Below are 16,325 nucleotides of genomic sequence, written 5' to 3'. Positions count from 1 at the left end.
CCTGATGACCGGCACCCCTCCCCTTCCGATCCCCGATCCGCATGCCCGCGCCCGCCTCCTCGCCGCCGTGCGCTTCGACAAGCGCGGCCTGGTGCCCGCCATCGCCCAGCAGCATGACACGGGCGAGGTGCTGATGATGGCCTGGATGAATGCGGAAGCCCTGAACGAGACACTCGCCACCGGCCGCGCCTGCTACTACAGCCGCAGCCGCGGCGGCCTCTGGCGCAAGGGCGAGAGCTCGGGCCAGGTGCAGAGCGTGGTGGATCTCCGCCTCGACTGCGATGGCGACACGCTGCTCCTCCTGGTGGACCAGAAGGGCGTGGCCTGCCACACCGGCCGGCGCAACTGCTTCTTCCTTGCCCCGCGCGGCGGCGAACTCACCGAGATCGCGGCCCCGCTCGTCAGCCCCGAAAGCCTCTACGGCACATGAACCAGATCCCCGTCACCCTGCTCACCGGCTTCCTCGGCGCCGGCAAGACCACGCTGCTCAACCGGCTGCTCCGCCAGCCCGAGATGGCCGGCACCGCCGTGCTGATCAATGAATTCGGCGAGATCGGCCTTGACCACCTGCTGGTGGAACGCCTGGACGAGGACACGGTGCTGCTCGCCGCCGGCTGCCTCTGCTGCACCATCCGGGGCGACCTTTCCCGCGCGCTCAGGGACCTGGCCGCCCGCCCCCAGCCCATCGCGCGTGTCGTGATCGAGACCACGGGCCTGGCCGACCCCGCCCCCATCCTGCAGACCCTGATGGGCGACCCGCTGCTGCTGCGCGACTACCGCCTGGATGGCGTGGTGACGCTGGTGGACGCCGTGCATGGCATGGCCACGCTGGACGAACAGCCCGAGGCGCTGCGCCAGGCCGCGGTCGCGGACCGCCTCGTCATCACCAAGACCGACCTCGCCGACCCCACGCCGCTGGTCGCGCGCCTCGCCGCGCTGAACCCCATGGCGCCCATCCTGACAGGTGAGGTGTCGGCCGCGCAGCTCATCAACGCGGGGCCTTTCTCCGCCGATGGCAAGCTGCCGCAGATCAGCGACTGGATCGCCGCCGCCGGGCATCACCACCATCACCACCACCATGACGTGAATCGGCATGACTCCCGCATCCGGGCCCTCTGCCTGCGCTTCGAAGCGCCGCTCCCCTGGGAGGGTGTGGCCAGCTATCTCGAGATGATGGCGATGACCCAAGGCGCCCACATGCTGCGCATGAAGGCCGTGCTGAACCTCGCCGGCCAGCGGGGCCCCGTGGTGATGCATGGCGTGCAGCACAGCTTCCACCCGCCCCGCATGCTGGAATCCTGGCCCGAGGGCGATGACCGCTCGAGCCGCCTCGTCTTCATCCTGCGCGACCTGGAGCCGCGCGTGGTGGAGGATGGGCTGCGCGCCTTCCTGGAGGCCGCCGCATGAAGATCGAGACCGTCACGGGCGCGGCCCTGCTGCCGCATGTGCCCGCACTGGCCCGGCTGCGGGCCGCCGTCTTCGCCGAATGGCCCTACCTCTATCAGGCGCCGGAGGGCGAGGAAGCGCGCTATCTCCGCCACTATGCCGAGGACCAGGGCGCGGCGGTGATCCTGGCGTTCGACGGCACCGACATCGTGGGGGCGGCCACCTGCCAGCCCATGGCGGCCACGCATGGCCCGGTGCGCGCCTGCTTCGAGGCGGCGGGCCGGAACCCGCTGGAATATGCCTATTTCGGCGAGTCCGTCCTGCTCCAGCCCTATCGCGGCCAGGGCCTGGGCGTCGCCTTCTTCGCGGCGCGCGAGGCGCATGCGCGAAGCCTGGGCCTCCCCTGGGCGACCTTCTGCGCCGTGGTCCGCAACATGAACGACCCACGCCGCCCGGCCAGCTACACGCCACTCGACGGTTTCTGGCGCAAGCGCGGCTACACGCATCACCCGGAGCTCTCCTGCATCTTCGACTGGACCGAGATCGGCGATGAGCGGCCGTCGCCGCATTCCCTTTCTTTCTGGGTGAAGTCGCTGACATGAGGCTCGCCACCTTGGCCTGGCCGGTCGAGCCGACGCCGGACCTCGCGGCCTATGCGGCGAAGCTCGACCACTGGGCCGCCGAGGCGAAGCGCGCGGGCGCCGACCTGCTGCACATGCCCGAATATGCCTGCGTCGAACTCGGCGCCGCTCTGGCCGGGGGCGCGCCGGATGCGGCGACCGAATTGCGCGCCATGGTCGAGCAGGCCGACGCCATCCTGGCCGCGATGCGCGAGGCGGCCCGCCGCCATGCCCTCTGGCTGCAGCCCGGCACGCTGCCGATGCGGGACGGTGCCCGCATCATCAATCGTGCGCCACTGATCGCGCCCGATGGTCGCCTCGCCTTCCAGGACAAGCGCATGATGACGCGCTTCGAGGATGAGCGCTGGGGCGTCTCCTCCGGCGCGCCGCCTTTGGTCTTCGAGACCCCCTGGGGTCTGCTCGGCATCGCCATCTGCTATGATGCGGAATTCCCCAAGCTCGTCCGCGCCCAGGTGGAAGCGGGCGCCTGGCTCATCCTGGTGCCCACCTGCACCGACACGCTGCACGGCTTCCACCGTGTGCGGATCGGCGCCGCCGCCCGCGCCATGGAGAACCAGTGCTTCGTGGCCCTGGCGCCGACCGTCGGCGGCTTCGCGGCCTCGGTGGCGCTGGACGAAAACCACGGCGCGGCCAGCGTCTTCGGCCCGGTGGATCGCGGTTTCGCGGAAGATGGCTTGGTGGCGGCCAATCCGCTCGATGCGCCGGGCCTTCTCTTCACCGATCTCGACGCATCTCGGCTGGATGCCGTGCGCGCCGATGGCGCGGTCCGCAACCACCGCGATTGGCCGCGCGCACCCATCCCGCGCCCAGCCCCCGCCGTTTTCGCATGACCCTGCTCTACATTGCCGCCGGCGAGGCTTCGGGCGACATTCTGGGGGCGCGCCTCATCAAGGCGCTGCGCATCCGCGATGCCTCGCTGGAATTCGCCGGGATCGGCGGCGAGCGCATGGCCGAGCAGGGTTTTTCGTCCCTCTTCGACATCCGCGAGCTGGCGCTGATGGGGCTGGCCGAGGTGCTGCCCAGCATCTTCCGCCTCAAGCGGCGCATGGAGGAGGCGGTGGCCGACGTCACGGCCCGCCGCCCGCGCCTCATCATCACCATCGACAGCCCGGGCTTCACGCTCCGCCTCGCCGAGCGCGTCCGGCACCTGGGCATTCCGGTGATCCATTACGTCGCCCCCCAGGTCTGGGCCTGGCGGCCGGGCCGGGTGAAGAAGATCGCGCGCCAGGTGGACCGCATCTTGGCCCTTCTGCCCTTCGAGGCGCCGATCTTCGAGGCGGCCGGCATCCCGGTGGATTTCGTGGGCCACCCCATCCTGGAGAGCGAGGCCGCGCATGGCGTGGCCGAACACGCCCCAGGCCACGGCCGCCGCCTCGTCATCATGCCCGGCAGCCGGCGCGGCGAGGTGAAGCGCCTGCTGCCCATCTTCGCCGAATCGCTGAAGCGCCTGCCGGAGGACATCCACCCCATCATCGGGCTCGCCGGCACGGTGGAGGAGACGGTGCGGGCGCGGGCGGCGGAATGGGGACGCCCGGTCAGCATGGTGCGCAGCCCGCAGGAGAAGGCGGATGCCTTCGCCGCCGCCCGGGCGGGCCTCATCAAATCCGGCACCTCCTCGCTCGAGGCCGCCGTCGCCGGCCTGCCGCATGTCATCGCCTATACCTTCAACCCGGTCTCCAACTTCATCATCCGCCGCCTGTTCCGGCTGAAATATGCGAGCCTCGTGAACCTGCTGCTGGACGAGCCGGTGGTGCCCGAATTCCTGCTGCCGCATTGCGAGCCGGTGCGGATCTCGGCCGGGCTCACCCAGCTCTTCGAGGAGGACGAAGCCGTGGCCCGGCAGAGGGACGGCTTCGCCCGGGCGCTCGCTCGCCTGCGCCCCGAACACGGGCTGCCGAGCGAGGCGGCGGCCGAGGCGGTCCTGAGACAGCTTTGACGCGGCCGCGCGCTCGGCTAGCCTTCCCGGATGCTTGAACTCCGCGGCATCACCCGAAAATTCAAGATCGGCCCGACCGAGCGCACGGTGCTGCACGGCATCGATCTCGACCTTGCCGGCGGCGAGCTGGTTTCGCTCATGGGCGGCTCTGGCTCGGGCAAGACGACCTTCATGAACATCGTGGGCCTGCTGGATCGCCCAAGCTCGGGCACCTACCGCATCCGCGGCGAGAATGTGCTGGCAGCCGAGGCGGATGCGCAATCGGCCATGCGCAACAAGATGATCGGCTTCGTCTTCCAGCAATTCTTCCTGATGCCGCGCCTCAATGCCTGGCGGAACGTGGCCCTGCCGCTGATGTATCGCGGCACGCCCGAGAGCGAGGCGCGCCGCCGCGCCGAGGCGATGCTGGAACGCGTGGGCCTCGGCCAGCATCTGAACCATGTGCCCAACATGCTCTCGGGCGGGCAGAAGCAGCGCGTCGCCATCGCCCGCGCCCTGGTGGGCGAGCCCGCCATCCTGCTGGCCGACGAACCCACCGGCGCGCTGGACCCGACCGTGAGCCGCGAGATCATGGGCCTCTTCGAGGAGATCAACCGGGAGCTGGGCGTCCTGGTGCTCATCATCACGCATGATCCCGGGGTCGCCGCCCGCTGCCGCCGCCGGCTCGTGCTGAAGCAGGGGCGCCTCGAGAACCAGATGGCGCTGGAGCACGCATGACCGCCCCCGATCGACGGAGGGCGAATGCCCGGAGGCGTGAATCGGTGGCGCAGCCCGCCCCCGATCGACGGAGGGCGAATGCCCGGAGGCGTGAATCGGTGGCGCAGCCATGATCCGCCAGACCTTGATGGAGGCCGCCGGCAACCTGCTCGCCGCCTGGCAGCGCAGCCTCCTCGCCCTGATCGGCATCGTCGTCGGCGCGGGCGCCGTCATCTCCATGCTGCATGCCGGCACCATGGCCCGGCAGGAGACCATCCGGCAGTTCCGCCAGATGGGGACCGACACGCTGGTGCTGCGGGCCGACAGCCCGACGGGCCTCGGCAATTTCCGCCTGGGCGACATCGAGAGCGTGCCCATGATGGTGCCGACGGTGGGCGAGATCGCGCCCTTCATGATCGGCGGCGGCCCCATCAGCTTCGAGGGGCAGACCCGCAATGCCGGCTTCATCGGCGCCACCGGCAGCTTCGCCGATGTGGGCCGCCTGCCCATGGCCGAAGGCCGCTTCCTCTCGCCGCATGACCGTTTCGAGCTGCACGCCGTCCTCGGCTCGGATCTGGCGCAGCAGCTCTCCACTCCCTTCTCGCCCATCCGCGTCGGCTCGCAGATCCGGGTCAGCCGCTACATCTTCACCGTCATCGGCATCATCGAGCCGGTGCTGATGAACCCCATGCTGCCGATGGACGTGAACGGGACGCTCTTCCTCTCCCTGCCCAATGCGCGGCGCGTGATGGCAGCACCCGCCCTCTCCATGGCGGTGGCGCGCCTGCGCGGCGATGCGGACCCCGAAGTCGCGACCCAGCAATTGCAGCAGCATCTGGGCCCGGGGCTGCGCGATGCCACGCTGAACGTGCTGTCCGCCCGGCAGCTCATCGCCGGCATGAACAGCCAGGTGCGCCTGGTGGCGCTGCTGCTGGGTGCCGTTGGCAGCATCGCGCTGGTGCTGGGCGGCGTCGGCGTCATGAACATCATGCTGATGTCCGTCTCCGAGCGGAAACGCGAGATCGGCATCCGGCTCGCCATCGGCGCCCGCCGGCGGGATGTGCGGCGGCTGTTCCTGAGCGAGGCGCTGATCCTCTCGGTGCTGGGCGCGGCGCTGGGGGTGGCGCTCGGCTATGCCGGCGGCGTGGGCTTCGCCTGGATGTCCGGCTGGCCCGTGCATTTCTCGCCCATCGCGGCGCCATTGGGCGCGGGCGTCTCGCTCGCCGTCGGCGTCTTCTTCGGCTTCTACCCGGCCGTCATGGCCGCCCGCCTGGACCCGATCGAGGCGCTAAGATCGGAGTGAAGGTCGAGGGGTCGGGCAGCGCGATGGGTGGGTCCCCCGTCAGCTCCATCACGGCCGGCAGCGGCGGCAGCGGTGCGTTCACCGGCTCGTAGCTCGCGCCGATCACCGGCTGGCGCAGCGTCGCCGGCGGGGCGCAGGCCGAAGCCAACAGAAGCAGCAGGGGCGCCACGCGGATCATGCGCTCAGGGAACACCACCCGGCGCGCGCGGTCGAGAGGGGCGATGGGGCCCATCGGGAAAACCCATGGGCGTGGTGGCTTGCGGCGAAAGCCCGGAGAGTGGGATAGTTTGCGTCAGAGCGAAAAAGGAGACGGTGCGATGCAGGGAGGCAGGGCGATCCTGGGCGTGGCGCTGGCCCTTTGCGCGCTTCCCCTCATCCCCGCGCCCGGCTGGGCGCAGCAGGCGCGGGAGCGGCCCGCCCCCCGCGCCAACACCACCATGCCCACGGCCAACATGCCGGAGGGCAGCATCCCGCTGACCCTGCCCGAGGCCGTCTTCCTCGCGCTGCGCAGCAACCGCGCCATCCGCAGCCAGTACCTGCAGCGCGTGGCCGACCGCTTCTCGCTCCGCGTGGCGGAGGCGACCTTCGACCCGCGCTTCGGCGTCACCGGCGGCGTCACCCGCTCGCGCAGCAATGGTGTGAATCTGACGCAGGCAACGCTCGGCCCCGTCGTGAACATCGCGGCCCCCACCGGCGCGCAGTTCCAGTTCGGCTGGCTCGGCGTGCAGAGCAACACGCGCGGCCAGAACCCGAGCGGCCAGGGGCGCGCCACCTTCCAGGTGATCCAGCCGCTGCTGGCCGGCGGTGGCGTGGACTTCGCCATGGCCCCGGTGCGCATCGCGCGCATCCAGGAGGAGAACAGCAAGCTCCAGCTCAAGGCGCTGGTCTCGGACCAGATCACCCAGACCATCACGAGCTACCGGACGCTGCTGCAGGCACAGGAGCAGCTGCGCATCGCCACCGAGGCGCTGCGCCGCGCGCGGGAACTGGCCAGCGTGAACCAGGCGCTCTTCACGGCGGGCCGCCTCGCCCAGGTCGAACTCATCCAGGCCGAGACCAGCATCGCGCAGCAGGAGCTCCAGCTCGTCGGTGCGCGCAACCAGCATGAGGCGGCGCGCCTCGCCCTCCTCACCCTGCTGGCGGTGAACCAGAATCAGAGGATCTGGGCGGTGGAGCGGCCAGCCGCGGAATCCGCCCGGGTCAACCCGCAGCGCGCGCTCGAGGTCGCAGCCGCCAACCAGCCGGACTACCTGCGCACCCTGCTGGCGGTGGAGATCAACCGCATCAACCTCGATGTCGCGCGCAACCAGCGCCTCTGGGACGTCTCCCTCGTCGCCGGCACCGGCTGGGCGGCGCAGCGCGCGGAACTCGCGCGCACGCTGGGCGCCCTGGCCGAGGTCCGCAACGACTTCAACGTCGGGCTGCAGTTCAACATCCCGCTCGGCCAGATCGCGCGCGAGCAGCCGGAGGTGAACGCCACCATCGCGCTCCGCCAGTCCGAGCTCGCGATCGAGCAGGCGCGCGACCGGCTGCGCCAGGCGGTGGAGGACATCGTCCGCAACATCGACACGCTGCGCCGCCAGGCGGAGCTGGCCCGCCGCGCCCGCGAACTGGCCGGCCAGCAGCTGGAGGCGGAGCTGGTGAAGCTCCAGGCCGGGCGCTCCTCCAACTTCCAGGTCGTCTCCTTCCAGGGGTCGCTGCAATCGGCGGAGAGCGCCGAGCTTTCGGCGGTGATCGCCTATTCCAACGCGCTCACGCAGCTTGACCAGGTGCTCGGCACCACGCTCGACACATGGCGGATTTCGCTGAATGACTGACGCGCCTGCCGGCCACGTCGCGCCGGGCTTCGAGGACATCGCACGGCTCGCCGCCCTGCTCTGCCACGCGCCCATCGGCGCCGTCGTGCTGGGCGAGCGGGGCGTGGTCGCCGCGATCGGTGCGACGCTGGAGACGGAGCCCTTCACGGCGGCTTCCGGCGACGCCTTCGGCACCTTCCCCGACCTCACGGCCGATCCGCGCTTCGCCGCGCATGCGCTGGTCACGGGCGCGGATGCGCTGCGTTTCGCGGCCGCGGCGCCCCTGCCGGGCCGCCGCGGCGCACTGCTGGTGCTGGACCGCAAGCCGCGCGACCTCACCGAGGCCGAGCGCGAGGGCCTGCATCGCCTCGCTGCCCGCTGCGCCGCCGAGCTTGAGCTGGCCGAGCGCGAGGAGGCGCGGCGCGGGCGGGACGAGAGCCTCTCCCTCGATTATCGCCGCGCGCTGGATGTGATGACGGATGGCGTGCTCGCCATCGGCCCCGATGCGCGGGTGATGACCGTCAACCCCGCCGCGGCCCGCATCCTGGAGATCAATGCCGAGGAGGCGATCGGCCAGAGCCTCGCCCTCCTGCTCAGCGAGCGTGACGGCACGGATGACTTCATCGACGCCGTCCTCGCCCCCCTCCAGGAGGAGGAGGCCCCGCAGGGCCGCCGCGTGCTCGACTTCCCGGGCGAGCGTCGCCTCTCGGTCGAGGCCACAAGCTGGCGCGTGCAGACCGGCCCCCATGCCGGACGCCCGGCCATCACCGCCGTCTTCACCGATGTGACCGAGACCGAGCGCCTGCAGGCCGAGCTCGCCTCGCAATACACGCAGCTGCAGGACGCCTTCCTCAAGCTCGAGGATTCCGCCACGCGCTCGGCCCGCATCGCGCGGCGCATCGCGGCCCTGCGCATCGCGGCCGTGGCGGCGGCCTTCCTCGGCGTCTTCGGTGTCGCCGCCTGGACCTGGTTCTCGCCGGCCGAACCCGATGTCTTCGCGGCCGGCGCAGGTGGCGCCATCACCATGACGGCCACGGCCCAGCCGGTCAGCGCGCGCATCGCCGTGGTGGGCGTGCTGGAGCCGGGCGCCAATGTCAGCGTCGTCGCTCCCTATGACGGCACGGTGCGCGAACGCCTCTTCCGCTACGGCGGCGCGGTCACCCAGGGCGAAGTCCTGCTGCGGATGGATCGCGGCGAGGTGGAGACGCGCCTGCGCGAAGCCCGCGCGGCCGAGATCCGTGCGCGCCAGCGCGTCGAGGAGCTCCGCGGCTGGGCGAACGGCTTCGAGGTCGCCCGCGCCCGCCGGCAGCTCGCCGCCGCCGAGCTCGAGACCAGCAACCTGCGCGCCCGCCTGCAGCAGAGCCAGATGCTGCTCAGCCGCGGCATCATCCCGGCCGAGGAGCATCGCAACCTCATCCAGCAGCAGCGCAACCAGGAGCTGCAGTTGCAGGCGGCGCAGCAGGACCTCGCCGCGACGCTCGACCGCGGCAGCGAACTGCACCTGCGCACGGCGGAACTCGAGCTCGCCAATGCCGAGACCAAGCTGCGCGAGATCGAGACCGACCTGCAGAATGCCGAGGTGCGCGCGCCCGTCTCCGGCGTCGTGCTCATGCCGCCCGAGCGGGGCGCCGGCCAGGGCCGCGCCGAGACCATCGAGGTCGGCACCCGCGTCTCCCGCGGGCAGACCATGTTCGGCATCGGCGATCTCGCGGGCTTCCTGGTGCGCGGGCAGGTGGACGAGATCGACGTGAACCAGGTGCGCCCCGGCCAGAACGTGACCGTGACCGGCGATGCCTTCGCAGGCGAGGTGCTGACGGGCCGCGTCGCCTCCGTGGCCGCGCAGGCCAGCTCCGACCAGGGCGGCATGGGGCGTGGCATGCCCAATTTCGCCGTCAGCATCGCCATCACCGACCTGACGCCGGAGCAGCGTGCGCGCCTTGCCGTCGGCATGTCGGCCAGCCTCGCCATCATCACGCATGAGCGCGAGGATGCGGTGGTGCTCCCGCCCAACGCGATCCGCGACGAGAACGGAAGCCGCGTGGTGCGCGTGCGCGAGGGCGGGCGCGTGGTCTCACGCCCCGTGACGCTCGGGATCAGCACGCCCGAGGGCGTGGAGGTCCGCGAAGGCCTCTCGCCCGGGGATGTGATCGTGCTACGCGAGTAGCCATGCCTTCGATCTCCCCTGATGCCCGCTGAACCGCCGGGCTGGTTGCGGCGCGTGCTGGGCCGCGCGCCCACGCCCGCGCCTGCGCCGGAACAACCGGGCTTCACCGGCCCGCGGCGCTACGTGACCGCCGCCGATGGCCGCTACGAGGAACTGGTGGCGGCGGCCGAGGCCTATACCTGGAAGATCCCGCCCGAACATCGCGAGAGCCTGCTGCTCAAGCCGCTCGATGCGACGCGCGGCCATGCCCATTATTTCCGCGCCATCTACAATGCGCTGAACATCATCCAGAAGCTCGACCTGCCCGGCGGCACCATCGTGGATGCGGGGGCGGGCCCCGGCTGGCTCGCCGAGCAGTTCCTGATGATCGGCTATCGCGTCATCCTGCTGGAGCCGAGCCAGGACATGCTCGACATCGCGCGCAAGCGGATCGAGCGCGCCTCGGCCAAGTGGGAGATCGACATGCTGGCGCGCGCGGAATTCGTGCGCGGCACGATGGAAAGCCTGCCGCCGGACCTCGAAGGCTCGGGCCGCGCCGATGCGGTGGTGTTCTATGAGGCGTGGCACCACGTGATCGACGAGGCGAAGGCCGCGCGCAACGTGCTGGGCCTGCTGGCGCCGGGCGGGCAGATGGCCGTGCTGGGCGAGAGCCGCTGGAACCCCGGCGACCGCGCGCTGGAGGCCGAGCTGGACGCCGAGATGGCGCGCTACGGCACGTTGGAGAGCCCCTTCGCGCGCGACTACCTGACGCATCTGCTGCGCGAGACGGGCTTCACCGAGATCCAGTTCCTGCACAGCGTGAACGGCTTCTTCCCCGCCGGCCAGGGCCGCCGGACCATCGAAGAGGCGGCGGGCGACGGGCATGAGCGCGGCTGGAACACCTGCCTCGCGCGGCGGCCGCGCGCGCTGCGCCCGGGCGGGCTCGACCCCGACCGGACCTCAGCCCGCTTCACCGTGATCGAGGCGAGCGAACCCAGCCCCGGCACGCTGCGCGTGGTGCTGCGCGCCGAGAACACCGGCGAGACCACCTGGCGCGCGCAGGCCGAGCGGGAGGAAGGACTGGTGACGATGGGCGCCACCGGCAGCCTCGCCTCCGGCGCGGGCGAGATGGAGCTGATGGCGCGCGGCACGCTGGGGCGCGACGTGCCCCCCGGCGAGGGCGTGACCATCACCGGGGAGTTTCCGCGGGGCGACCTGCAGCCGCCCTATCACGCGAGCCTGGTGGCCGAGGGCGCCTTCTGGTTCCGTGAGCGGATCCGCCTGCCCTTCCCCTGAGCCCCTCATACCAACCGCACGAAGGTTTCACCTTCGTGCCCCTCAGACGCCGGGCGGGCCGCCTCCGCGGCCCTCGGCTTCGCGGCATTTCCCGCGGCACGCATGCGCGCGCTCGGCCCTTCGGGCCGCAGGGCGGAACTTCGTGCGCTTGGGATCAGTTCCGGAAAGAAGGATCGATCCGGTCGAGACGGCGCAGCAGCGCGGGCCATTCCATCACGCCATAGGGGCGGCGCGTCTGCGGCTGGTAGTTCATGTAGGTCTCCTCCAGCACATGCTGGGGCACCTGGATGATCTTCGCATTGCAGGCGAGTGCCGCGAGCTGCGCCCGGCAGGAGAGCTCGAGCCGGTGCATGGCGTTGAAGGCCTCCGCGATGGTCTTGCCCACCGTCAGCAGCCCGTGGTTGCGCAGGATCAGCGCGTTGTTGCTGCCGAGATCCTCGACCAGCTTCGCCTGCATCGCGGTGTCGAGCACGACACCCGCATAGTCGTGATAGCCGATCTTGAGGAAGCGCATCGCCGTCTGGTTCATCGGCAGCAGGCCGCATTCCAGCGAGGAGACGGCCATGCCCGGCCAGGTGTGCGTGTGGATCACGCAGTCGATCTCGTGGCTCGCCTCATGGATCGCGCCATGGATGACGAAGCCCGCGCGGTTCACGCCGTAGTTCAGCTCGCCGAAATCGGGCTTGAGCAGGATATTGCCCTTCACGTCGATCTTGATGAGGGAGGAGGCGGTGATCTCCTCATAGAGCAGCCCATAGGCGTTGATGAGGAAGGCGCCCTCCTCGCCCGGCACGCGGGCCGAGATGTGGTTCGCGATCATGTCGCTCATGCCGTAGAGCGCGATGAGGCGATAGCAGGCGGCGAGGTTCACGCGGGCCTGCCACTCCGCGGGCGAGACCTTGTCGCGCAGCGAGGGGATGTCCAGGACGGGCATGGGGGATTGTTCGAGCATGGTCAGTCCTCCGGGGCGTTTCGGGTATCCTAGACCCAGCGCCGCGGAACCCGAAATGGCAGGATCAGCTGGATGGGCAGGGCGGCGAAGCGGTCGCAATCCAGGCTTTCATGCACGCCCATGGCGGTCTCGCCGCAGAGCGTCGTCTCCAGCACGGAGCGCGCATAGAAGGGCGTGTCCAGCAGCGTCTTCACGATGCGCGCCCCCTTCTCGCTCTGCGTGGCGCGGCGGATGCCCCAGAGGGAGCGGCGCATGCTGACGTCGGGGGGCACGGGCATCTCCTCGATGCGGCCATCCTCGTGGAAGCGGAGAGCCAATTGCTGGCGCGTGCCGTCACGGCGGCGCGCATCATAGAGGATGGCGGCCCCCTCCTTCAGCGGCACGCGGCACCAGTCCCACTCCTGGAAATCGCGCTCCAGCGGCGCCGAGCCCCAGTTGCTGTCGAAATAGCCATGGCCTTTCCAGGAGAGGCCCGGATGCTCGAGTTCCACCTCCACCTTGGCCGCCGCACTCATCGGCCGCCAATGGTGGTGGCCGGCCGCATCGAGCGTGAAGACGCGGCGGTTCATCGGCCCCGGCGTGAGGCGCACCTGGCCCCGGATGCGGCGCGGCAGCGGCACGGCCACCTCATCCAGGTCCAGCGTCAGCACCTTCCCGTCCCAGCGCATGGCCGACGGCCCGATGGTGATGCTGACATCGTCGCGCTTCAGCGCGCGGGCCGGGCGGTCGGTCATCGCGAAGCGGGCCGGGCTGCCATAGAGCGCCACGTTGATGCAGCAATGATTCATCGGGTCCGCCGGGCCCTGGCGGCGCGCGATCGCGTAGTAGGGCGAGAAGACCGAGCCCAGGAAGACGATGATGGTCAGCCCGTGGCGGTGATCCTCGCTCAGCGCATCCAGATACCACCAGGCATAGCCGTCTTTCGGGGGCGTGTGGTGGAAGCCGGGGCCGAGGCCGTTCGAGGGATCGTCCAAGGGCAAGGGCGCATCTCCTGGACCCTGCGGGTCGCTCGTTGCCTGACCAGCATGGTCAGGATCAGTTGACAGTTTTTTCGGTCCGACGCGAGATTGCTGTCAATTGAACGTGACAGTCAATGAGGAGAGTGCCATCTTCGCCGTTCCGAAGGGAGCACTTCCATGGACGCGAACCGTCGCATCGAACGGCAATTGACCGAGGCCCTGGCGCCCGGGGCCACGCCGCCCCTGCTCTCGCTCGCCATGCACCACGCCGTCTTCCCCGGCGGCGCGCGGGTGCGCCCGCGGCTTTGCATGGCCGCCGCCGCCGCCTGCGGCATGGATGACCCGGTGCTGGTGGAAGCGACCGCCGCCGCGATCGAGATGCTGCACTGCGCCTCCCTCGTGCATGACGACATGCCCTGCTTCGACGACGCGGCGACGCGGCGCGGCCGGCTCACCGTCCATCGTGCCTTCAGCGAGCCCTTGGCGCTGCTGGCCGGCGATGCGCTGATCGTCCTCGCCTTCCAGACCATCGCCCGCGCCGCCGCGCACTGCGCCCATCCGGAGCGGCTCGGCGATGTGATGCGGATCGTGGGGGATTCGGTCGGCACGCCGCTCGGCATCGTGGCCGGCCAGGCCTGGGAATGTGAGAAGCGCGTGGATGTCGCGGCCTATCACCGCGCCAAGACCGCCGCCCTCTTCGCCGGCGCCACCATGGCGGGTGCGGCCGCGGCCGGCGGGCCCATCGAGGCCTGGAACGCAGTCGGGCTTCGCCTGGGCGAGGCCTATCAGGTGGCCGATGACATCGGCGATGCGATTTCCGACGCGGAGCAGCTGGGCAAGCCGGTCGGCCAGGACGCGGCGCATGACCGGCCGAGCGCGGTGCGCGAGCTGGGCCTGAAGGGCGCCGTCAAGCGCCTGGAAGAATTGGCGGATCTGGCGGTGGAGGCGATCCCGCCCTGCCCCGGCCGCGCGGAACTCGGCGCGCTCATGCGCCACGAGGCTCGGCGCCTGGTGCCCAAGACCCTGCCCGCCCACGCGCTCTGAGCCCCCGCCTTTGAAAAGCCTCGCCCTGACCTCCCCCCTGAACTGGCGCGACCGCCTGGCCGCCTGGCATGACCGGCTCGTGGCCAGCGCCGATTTCCGCCGCTGGGCCGGCCGCTTTCCGCTGACGCGCGGCATGGCGCGGCGAAGGGCGCGCTCGCTCTTCGATCTCGCGGCCGGCTTCGTCTACTCGCAGGTGCTCTATGCCTGCGTGCGGCTGGATCTCTTCACCATCCTGGCCGAAGGCCCGCAGGAGGAGCGCACGCTGGCGCATCGCCTCGGCCTGCCCGCCGATGCGGCGGCGCAGCTGCTCGAGGCGGCCGAGTCGCTGGGCCTGACCAAGCGCCGCAACGGCCGCTGGGCGTTGGGGCAGCTGGGGGCGGTGATGGTGGGCAATGCCGCCATCGAATCCATGGTGACCCACCATGCGATGCTCTACGCCGACCTGACCGATCCGGTGGCCCTGCTGCGCGGCGAGCGCGGCGGCGGCAAGCTCGCCGCCTATTGGCCCTATGCCGGCGTGGAGCGGCCCGAGGCGCTGGGCGATGCCGAGGTCGCCCCCTACACGGCGCTCATGGCCGCCTCGCAGCCGATGATCTCGAGCGAAGTGCTTGATGCTTATGATTTTTCTAAACATCGCTGTCTGCTCGACGTGGGCGGCGGCGATGGCTCCTTCCTGCGCGCGGTGGCCGCCGCACACCCTGCACTGAACGTCATCCTCTTCGACCTTCCTGCCGTTGCCGCGCGTGCGGAGTCGCGCTTCGCGGCGGCTGGCATGGCCGATCGCGCCCGCACCGTGGGGGGCGACTTCCACGCCGGAATCCTCCCTCAAGGCGCCGACATCATCAGTTTCGTCCGCGTCCTGCACGACCATGACGAGGCAGATGTGGCCGGCATGCTGCGTGCCGCCCATGCGGCCCTGCCCCCCGGCGGCACGCTGCTGGTGGCCGAGCCGATGGCCGAGACGCCAGGCGCGGAGGCCATGGGGGCCGCCTATTTCGGCTTCTACCTGCGCGCCATGGGCACGGGGCGCCCGCGCACGCCACGAAGGCTTTGCGAAATGCTGGAAGCGGCGGGCTTCCGACAACCCCGCCTGCTCCCCACTGCGACACCGCTTCTCACCCGCGTGCTTGTTGCGTCTGCGTGACATAGGCATGGCGCGAATGTCCATTTCACTTGACACTTTTGACTGTCGGTCTAGATTGACGACCCGTCCCTGAAAGGGAGTTCGACCACACGTGGACACCATCGCGGTCCTGATGACCCAGCCGGAGCAGTTGCAGCTCCAGCGTGTCGACCTCCTGCCCCCCGGCGAGGAAGATGTGGTGGTCCACGTCGAGTGGTCCGGCATCAGCACGGGCACGGAAAAGCTGCTCTGGCTGGGCCGCATGCCGAATTTCCCCGGCATGGGTTACCCCCTCGTCCCCGGCTATGAGAGCGTGGGCCGCATCGTCCAGGCCGGCCCGGCGTCGGGCCAGGCCGTCGGCCGGCGCGTCTTCATTCCCGGCTCCCGCGGATTTCGTGATGTGCGGGGCCTGTTTGGCGGCGCCGCTGGTCGCCTGGTCACGCCGGGGGCCCGCGTCATCCCGGTGGACGAGTCGCTGGGCGACACAGCGATCCTGCTGGCACTGGCCGCCACGGCGTACCACGCGATCGTGGACCACCCGCCGGAGTTGATCATCGGCCATGGCGTGCTGGGCCGCCTCCTGGCGCGTATCACCATCGCCATGGGCCAGCCGGCGCCCACCGTCTGGGAGCTCAGCCCCGAACGCGCCGAGGGTGCCGAGGGCTACGCCGTGCTCTCGCCCGAGACGGATGCACGCCGCGATTATCGCCGCATCTGCGATGCGAGCGGTGATCAGAACATCCTCGACCAGCTCGTGGCGCGCCTGGCGCCCGGCGGCGAGATCACGCTGGCCGGCTTCTACGACCGCCTCTCCTTCGCCTTCGCCCCGGCCTTCATGCGGGAGATGCGCCTGCGCATCGCCGCCGAATGGCAGGCGCAGGACATGGCCGCGCTGAACCTGCTCCTCACCGAGGGCAAGCTCTCGCTCGACCACCTGATCACGCATCGCCAGCACGCCGGCGACGCGCCCGACGCCTACCGCACCGCCTTCGGCGATGCGCGCTGCCTCAAGATGGTCCTCGATTGGAGAAAACACGCATGAACGCTGTG

Annotated in this window: 16 protein-coding genes; 13 read left to right on the top strand and 3 right to left on the bottom strand. The window is 70.5% G+C overall.

Annotated elements, in window-relative coordinates; translation table 11 throughout:
- The first annotated feature begins 4 nt into the window (after positions 1-4).
- The 7 genes from hisI to KTR66_RS08035 all read left to right on the top strand — a co-directional run bounded on the left by hisI (position 5) and on the right by KTR66_RS08035 (position 5,962).
- Entirely contained in the window at positions 5-430 is a 426-nt protein-coding gene (gene hisI, locus KTR66_RS08065) for a phosphoribosyl-AMP cyclohydrolase (protein WP_213612054.1), read from the top strand.
- Positions 427-1,407 (top strand): GTP-binding protein, encoded by a 981-nt coding sequence (locus KTR66_RS08060; RefSeq protein ID WP_213612053.1) that lies wholly within the window; start codon positions 427-429, stop codon positions 1,405-1,407. Before hisI ends, KTR66_RS08060 begins: the two co-directional genes overlap by 4 nt.
- A complete protein-coding gene (locus KTR66_RS08055) occupies positions 1,404-1,988 on the top strand; it encodes a GNAT family N-acetyltransferase (protein ID WP_213612052.1) in 585 nt (194 codons plus the stop codon). The genes KTR66_RS08060 and KTR66_RS08055 overlap by 4 nt, the downstream gene beginning before the upstream one ends.
- Positions 1,985-2,857, top strand: coding sequence for a carbon-nitrogen hydrolase family protein (locus tag KTR66_RS08050; protein ID WP_213612051.1), 873 nt, complete (start codon positions 1,985-1,987; stop codon positions 2,855-2,857). The genes KTR66_RS08055 and KTR66_RS08050 overlap by 4 nt, the downstream gene beginning before the upstream one ends.
- Positions 2,854-3,963, top strand: coding sequence for a lipid-A-disaccharide synthase (gene lpxB, locus KTR66_RS08045; protein WP_213612050.1), 1,110 nt, complete (start codon positions 2,854-2,856; stop codon positions 3,961-3,963). The genes KTR66_RS08050 and lpxB overlap by 4 nt, the downstream gene beginning before the upstream one ends.
- A 30-nt stretch (positions 3,964-3,993) precedes the next feature.
- Entirely contained in the window at positions 3,994-4,680 is a 687-nt protein-coding gene (locus KTR66_RS08040; RefSeq protein WP_213612049.1) for an ABC transporter ATP-binding protein, read from the top strand.
- Between the two features lie 109 nt (positions 4,681-4,789).
- Positions 4,790-5,962 carry an ABC transporter permease gene (locus KTR66_RS08035; protein WP_213612048.1) on the top strand — a complete coding sequence of 391 codons (1,173 nt, stop codon included), beginning with the start codon at positions 4,790-4,792 and terminating at the stop codon, positions 5,960-5,962.
- Here the strand turns inward: KTR66_RS08035 and KTR66_RS08030 are convergent.
- Positions 5,916-6,194, bottom strand: coding sequence for a hypothetical protein (locus KTR66_RS08030; protein ID WP_213612047.1), 279 nt, complete (start codon positions 6,192-6,194; stop codon positions 5,916-5,918). The genes KTR66_RS08035 and KTR66_RS08030 overlap by 47 nt on opposite strands.
- Before the next feature lie 85 nt (positions 6,195-6,279).
- On the opposite strand from KTR66_RS08030, the gene KTR66_RS08025 reads away from it, so the two are divergent.
- The 3 genes from KTR66_RS08025 to KTR66_RS08015 are packed head-to-tail and all read left to right on the top strand — an operon-like array spanning position 6,280 to position 11,197.
- Entirely contained in the window at positions 6,280-7,779 is a 1,500-nt protein-coding gene (locus KTR66_RS08025) for a TolC family protein (RefSeq protein ID WP_213612046.1), read from the top strand.
- Positions 7,772-9,922: an HlyD family efflux transporter periplasmic adaptor subunit gene (locus tag KTR66_RS08020; protein WP_213612045.1), complete on the top strand. Its 2,151-nt coding sequence runs from the start codon at positions 7,772-7,774 to the stop codon at positions 9,920-9,922. Before KTR66_RS08025 ends, KTR66_RS08020 begins: the two co-directional genes overlap by 8 nt.
- A 21-nt stretch (positions 9,923-9,943) precedes the next feature.
- On the top strand, positions 9,944-11,197 hold the full coding sequence (locus KTR66_RS08015; RefSeq protein ID WP_213612044.1) for a class I SAM-dependent methyltransferase: 1,254 nt from the start codon (positions 9,944-9,946) through the stop codon (positions 11,195-11,197).
- A gap of 154 nt (positions 11,198-11,351) precedes the next feature.
- Here the strand turns inward: KTR66_RS08015 and KTR66_RS08010 are convergent, their stop codons facing one another.
- Together KTR66_RS08010 and KTR66_RS08005 are read right to left on the bottom strand one after the other, a co-directional pair.
- Positions 11,352-12,149 carry a class II aldolase/adducin family protein gene (locus tag KTR66_RS08010; protein WP_249731941.1) on the bottom strand — a complete coding sequence of 266 codons (798 nt, stop codon included), beginning with the start codon at positions 12,147-12,149 and terminating at the stop codon, positions 11,352-11,354.
- 29 nt (positions 12,150-12,178) lie between these two features.
- Positions 12,179-13,129 (bottom strand): carotenoid 1,2-hydratase, encoded by a 951-nt coding sequence (locus KTR66_RS08005; RefSeq protein ID WP_249731940.1) that lies wholly within the window; start codon positions 13,127-13,129, stop codon positions 12,179-12,181.
- A 156-nt stretch (positions 13,130-13,285) separates the two neighbouring features.
- Between KTR66_RS08005 and KTR66_RS08000 the strand changes: the two genes are divergently transcribed.
- The 3 genes from KTR66_RS08000 to bchC all read left to right on the top strand — a co-directional run bounded on the left by KTR66_RS08000 (position 13,286) and on the right by bchC (position 16,317).
- Positions 13,286-14,152 carry a polyprenyl synthetase family protein gene (locus KTR66_RS08000; protein ID WP_213612043.1) on the top strand — a complete coding sequence of 289 codons (867 nt, stop codon included), beginning with the start codon at positions 13,286-13,288 and terminating at the stop codon, positions 14,150-14,152.
- Positions 14,153-14,162: 10 nt separating this feature from the next.
- Positions 14,163-15,296, top strand: coding sequence for an acetylserotonin O-methyltransferase (locus KTR66_RS07995; RefSeq protein ID WP_249731939.1), 1,134 nt, complete (start codon positions 14,163-14,165; stop codon positions 15,294-15,296).
- A 91-nt stretch (positions 15,297-15,387) separates the two neighbouring features.
- Positions 15,388-16,317: a chlorophyll synthesis pathway protein BchC gene (gene bchC / locus KTR66_RS07990; protein ID WP_213612042.1), complete on the top strand. Its 930-nt coding sequence runs from the start codon at positions 15,388-15,390 to the stop codon at positions 16,315-16,317.
- Positions 16,318-16,325: the final 8 nt, after the last annotated feature.

This window comes from Roseococcus sp. SDR, assembly GCF_019083995.1.
Taxonomy (GTDB): Bacteria; Pseudomonadota; Alphaproteobacteria; order Acetobacterales; family Acetobacteraceae; genus Roseococcus.
The sequence above is the reverse complement of the archived record's forward strand: the minus strand, read 5'-3'. Positions and strand labels throughout refer to the sequence as shown.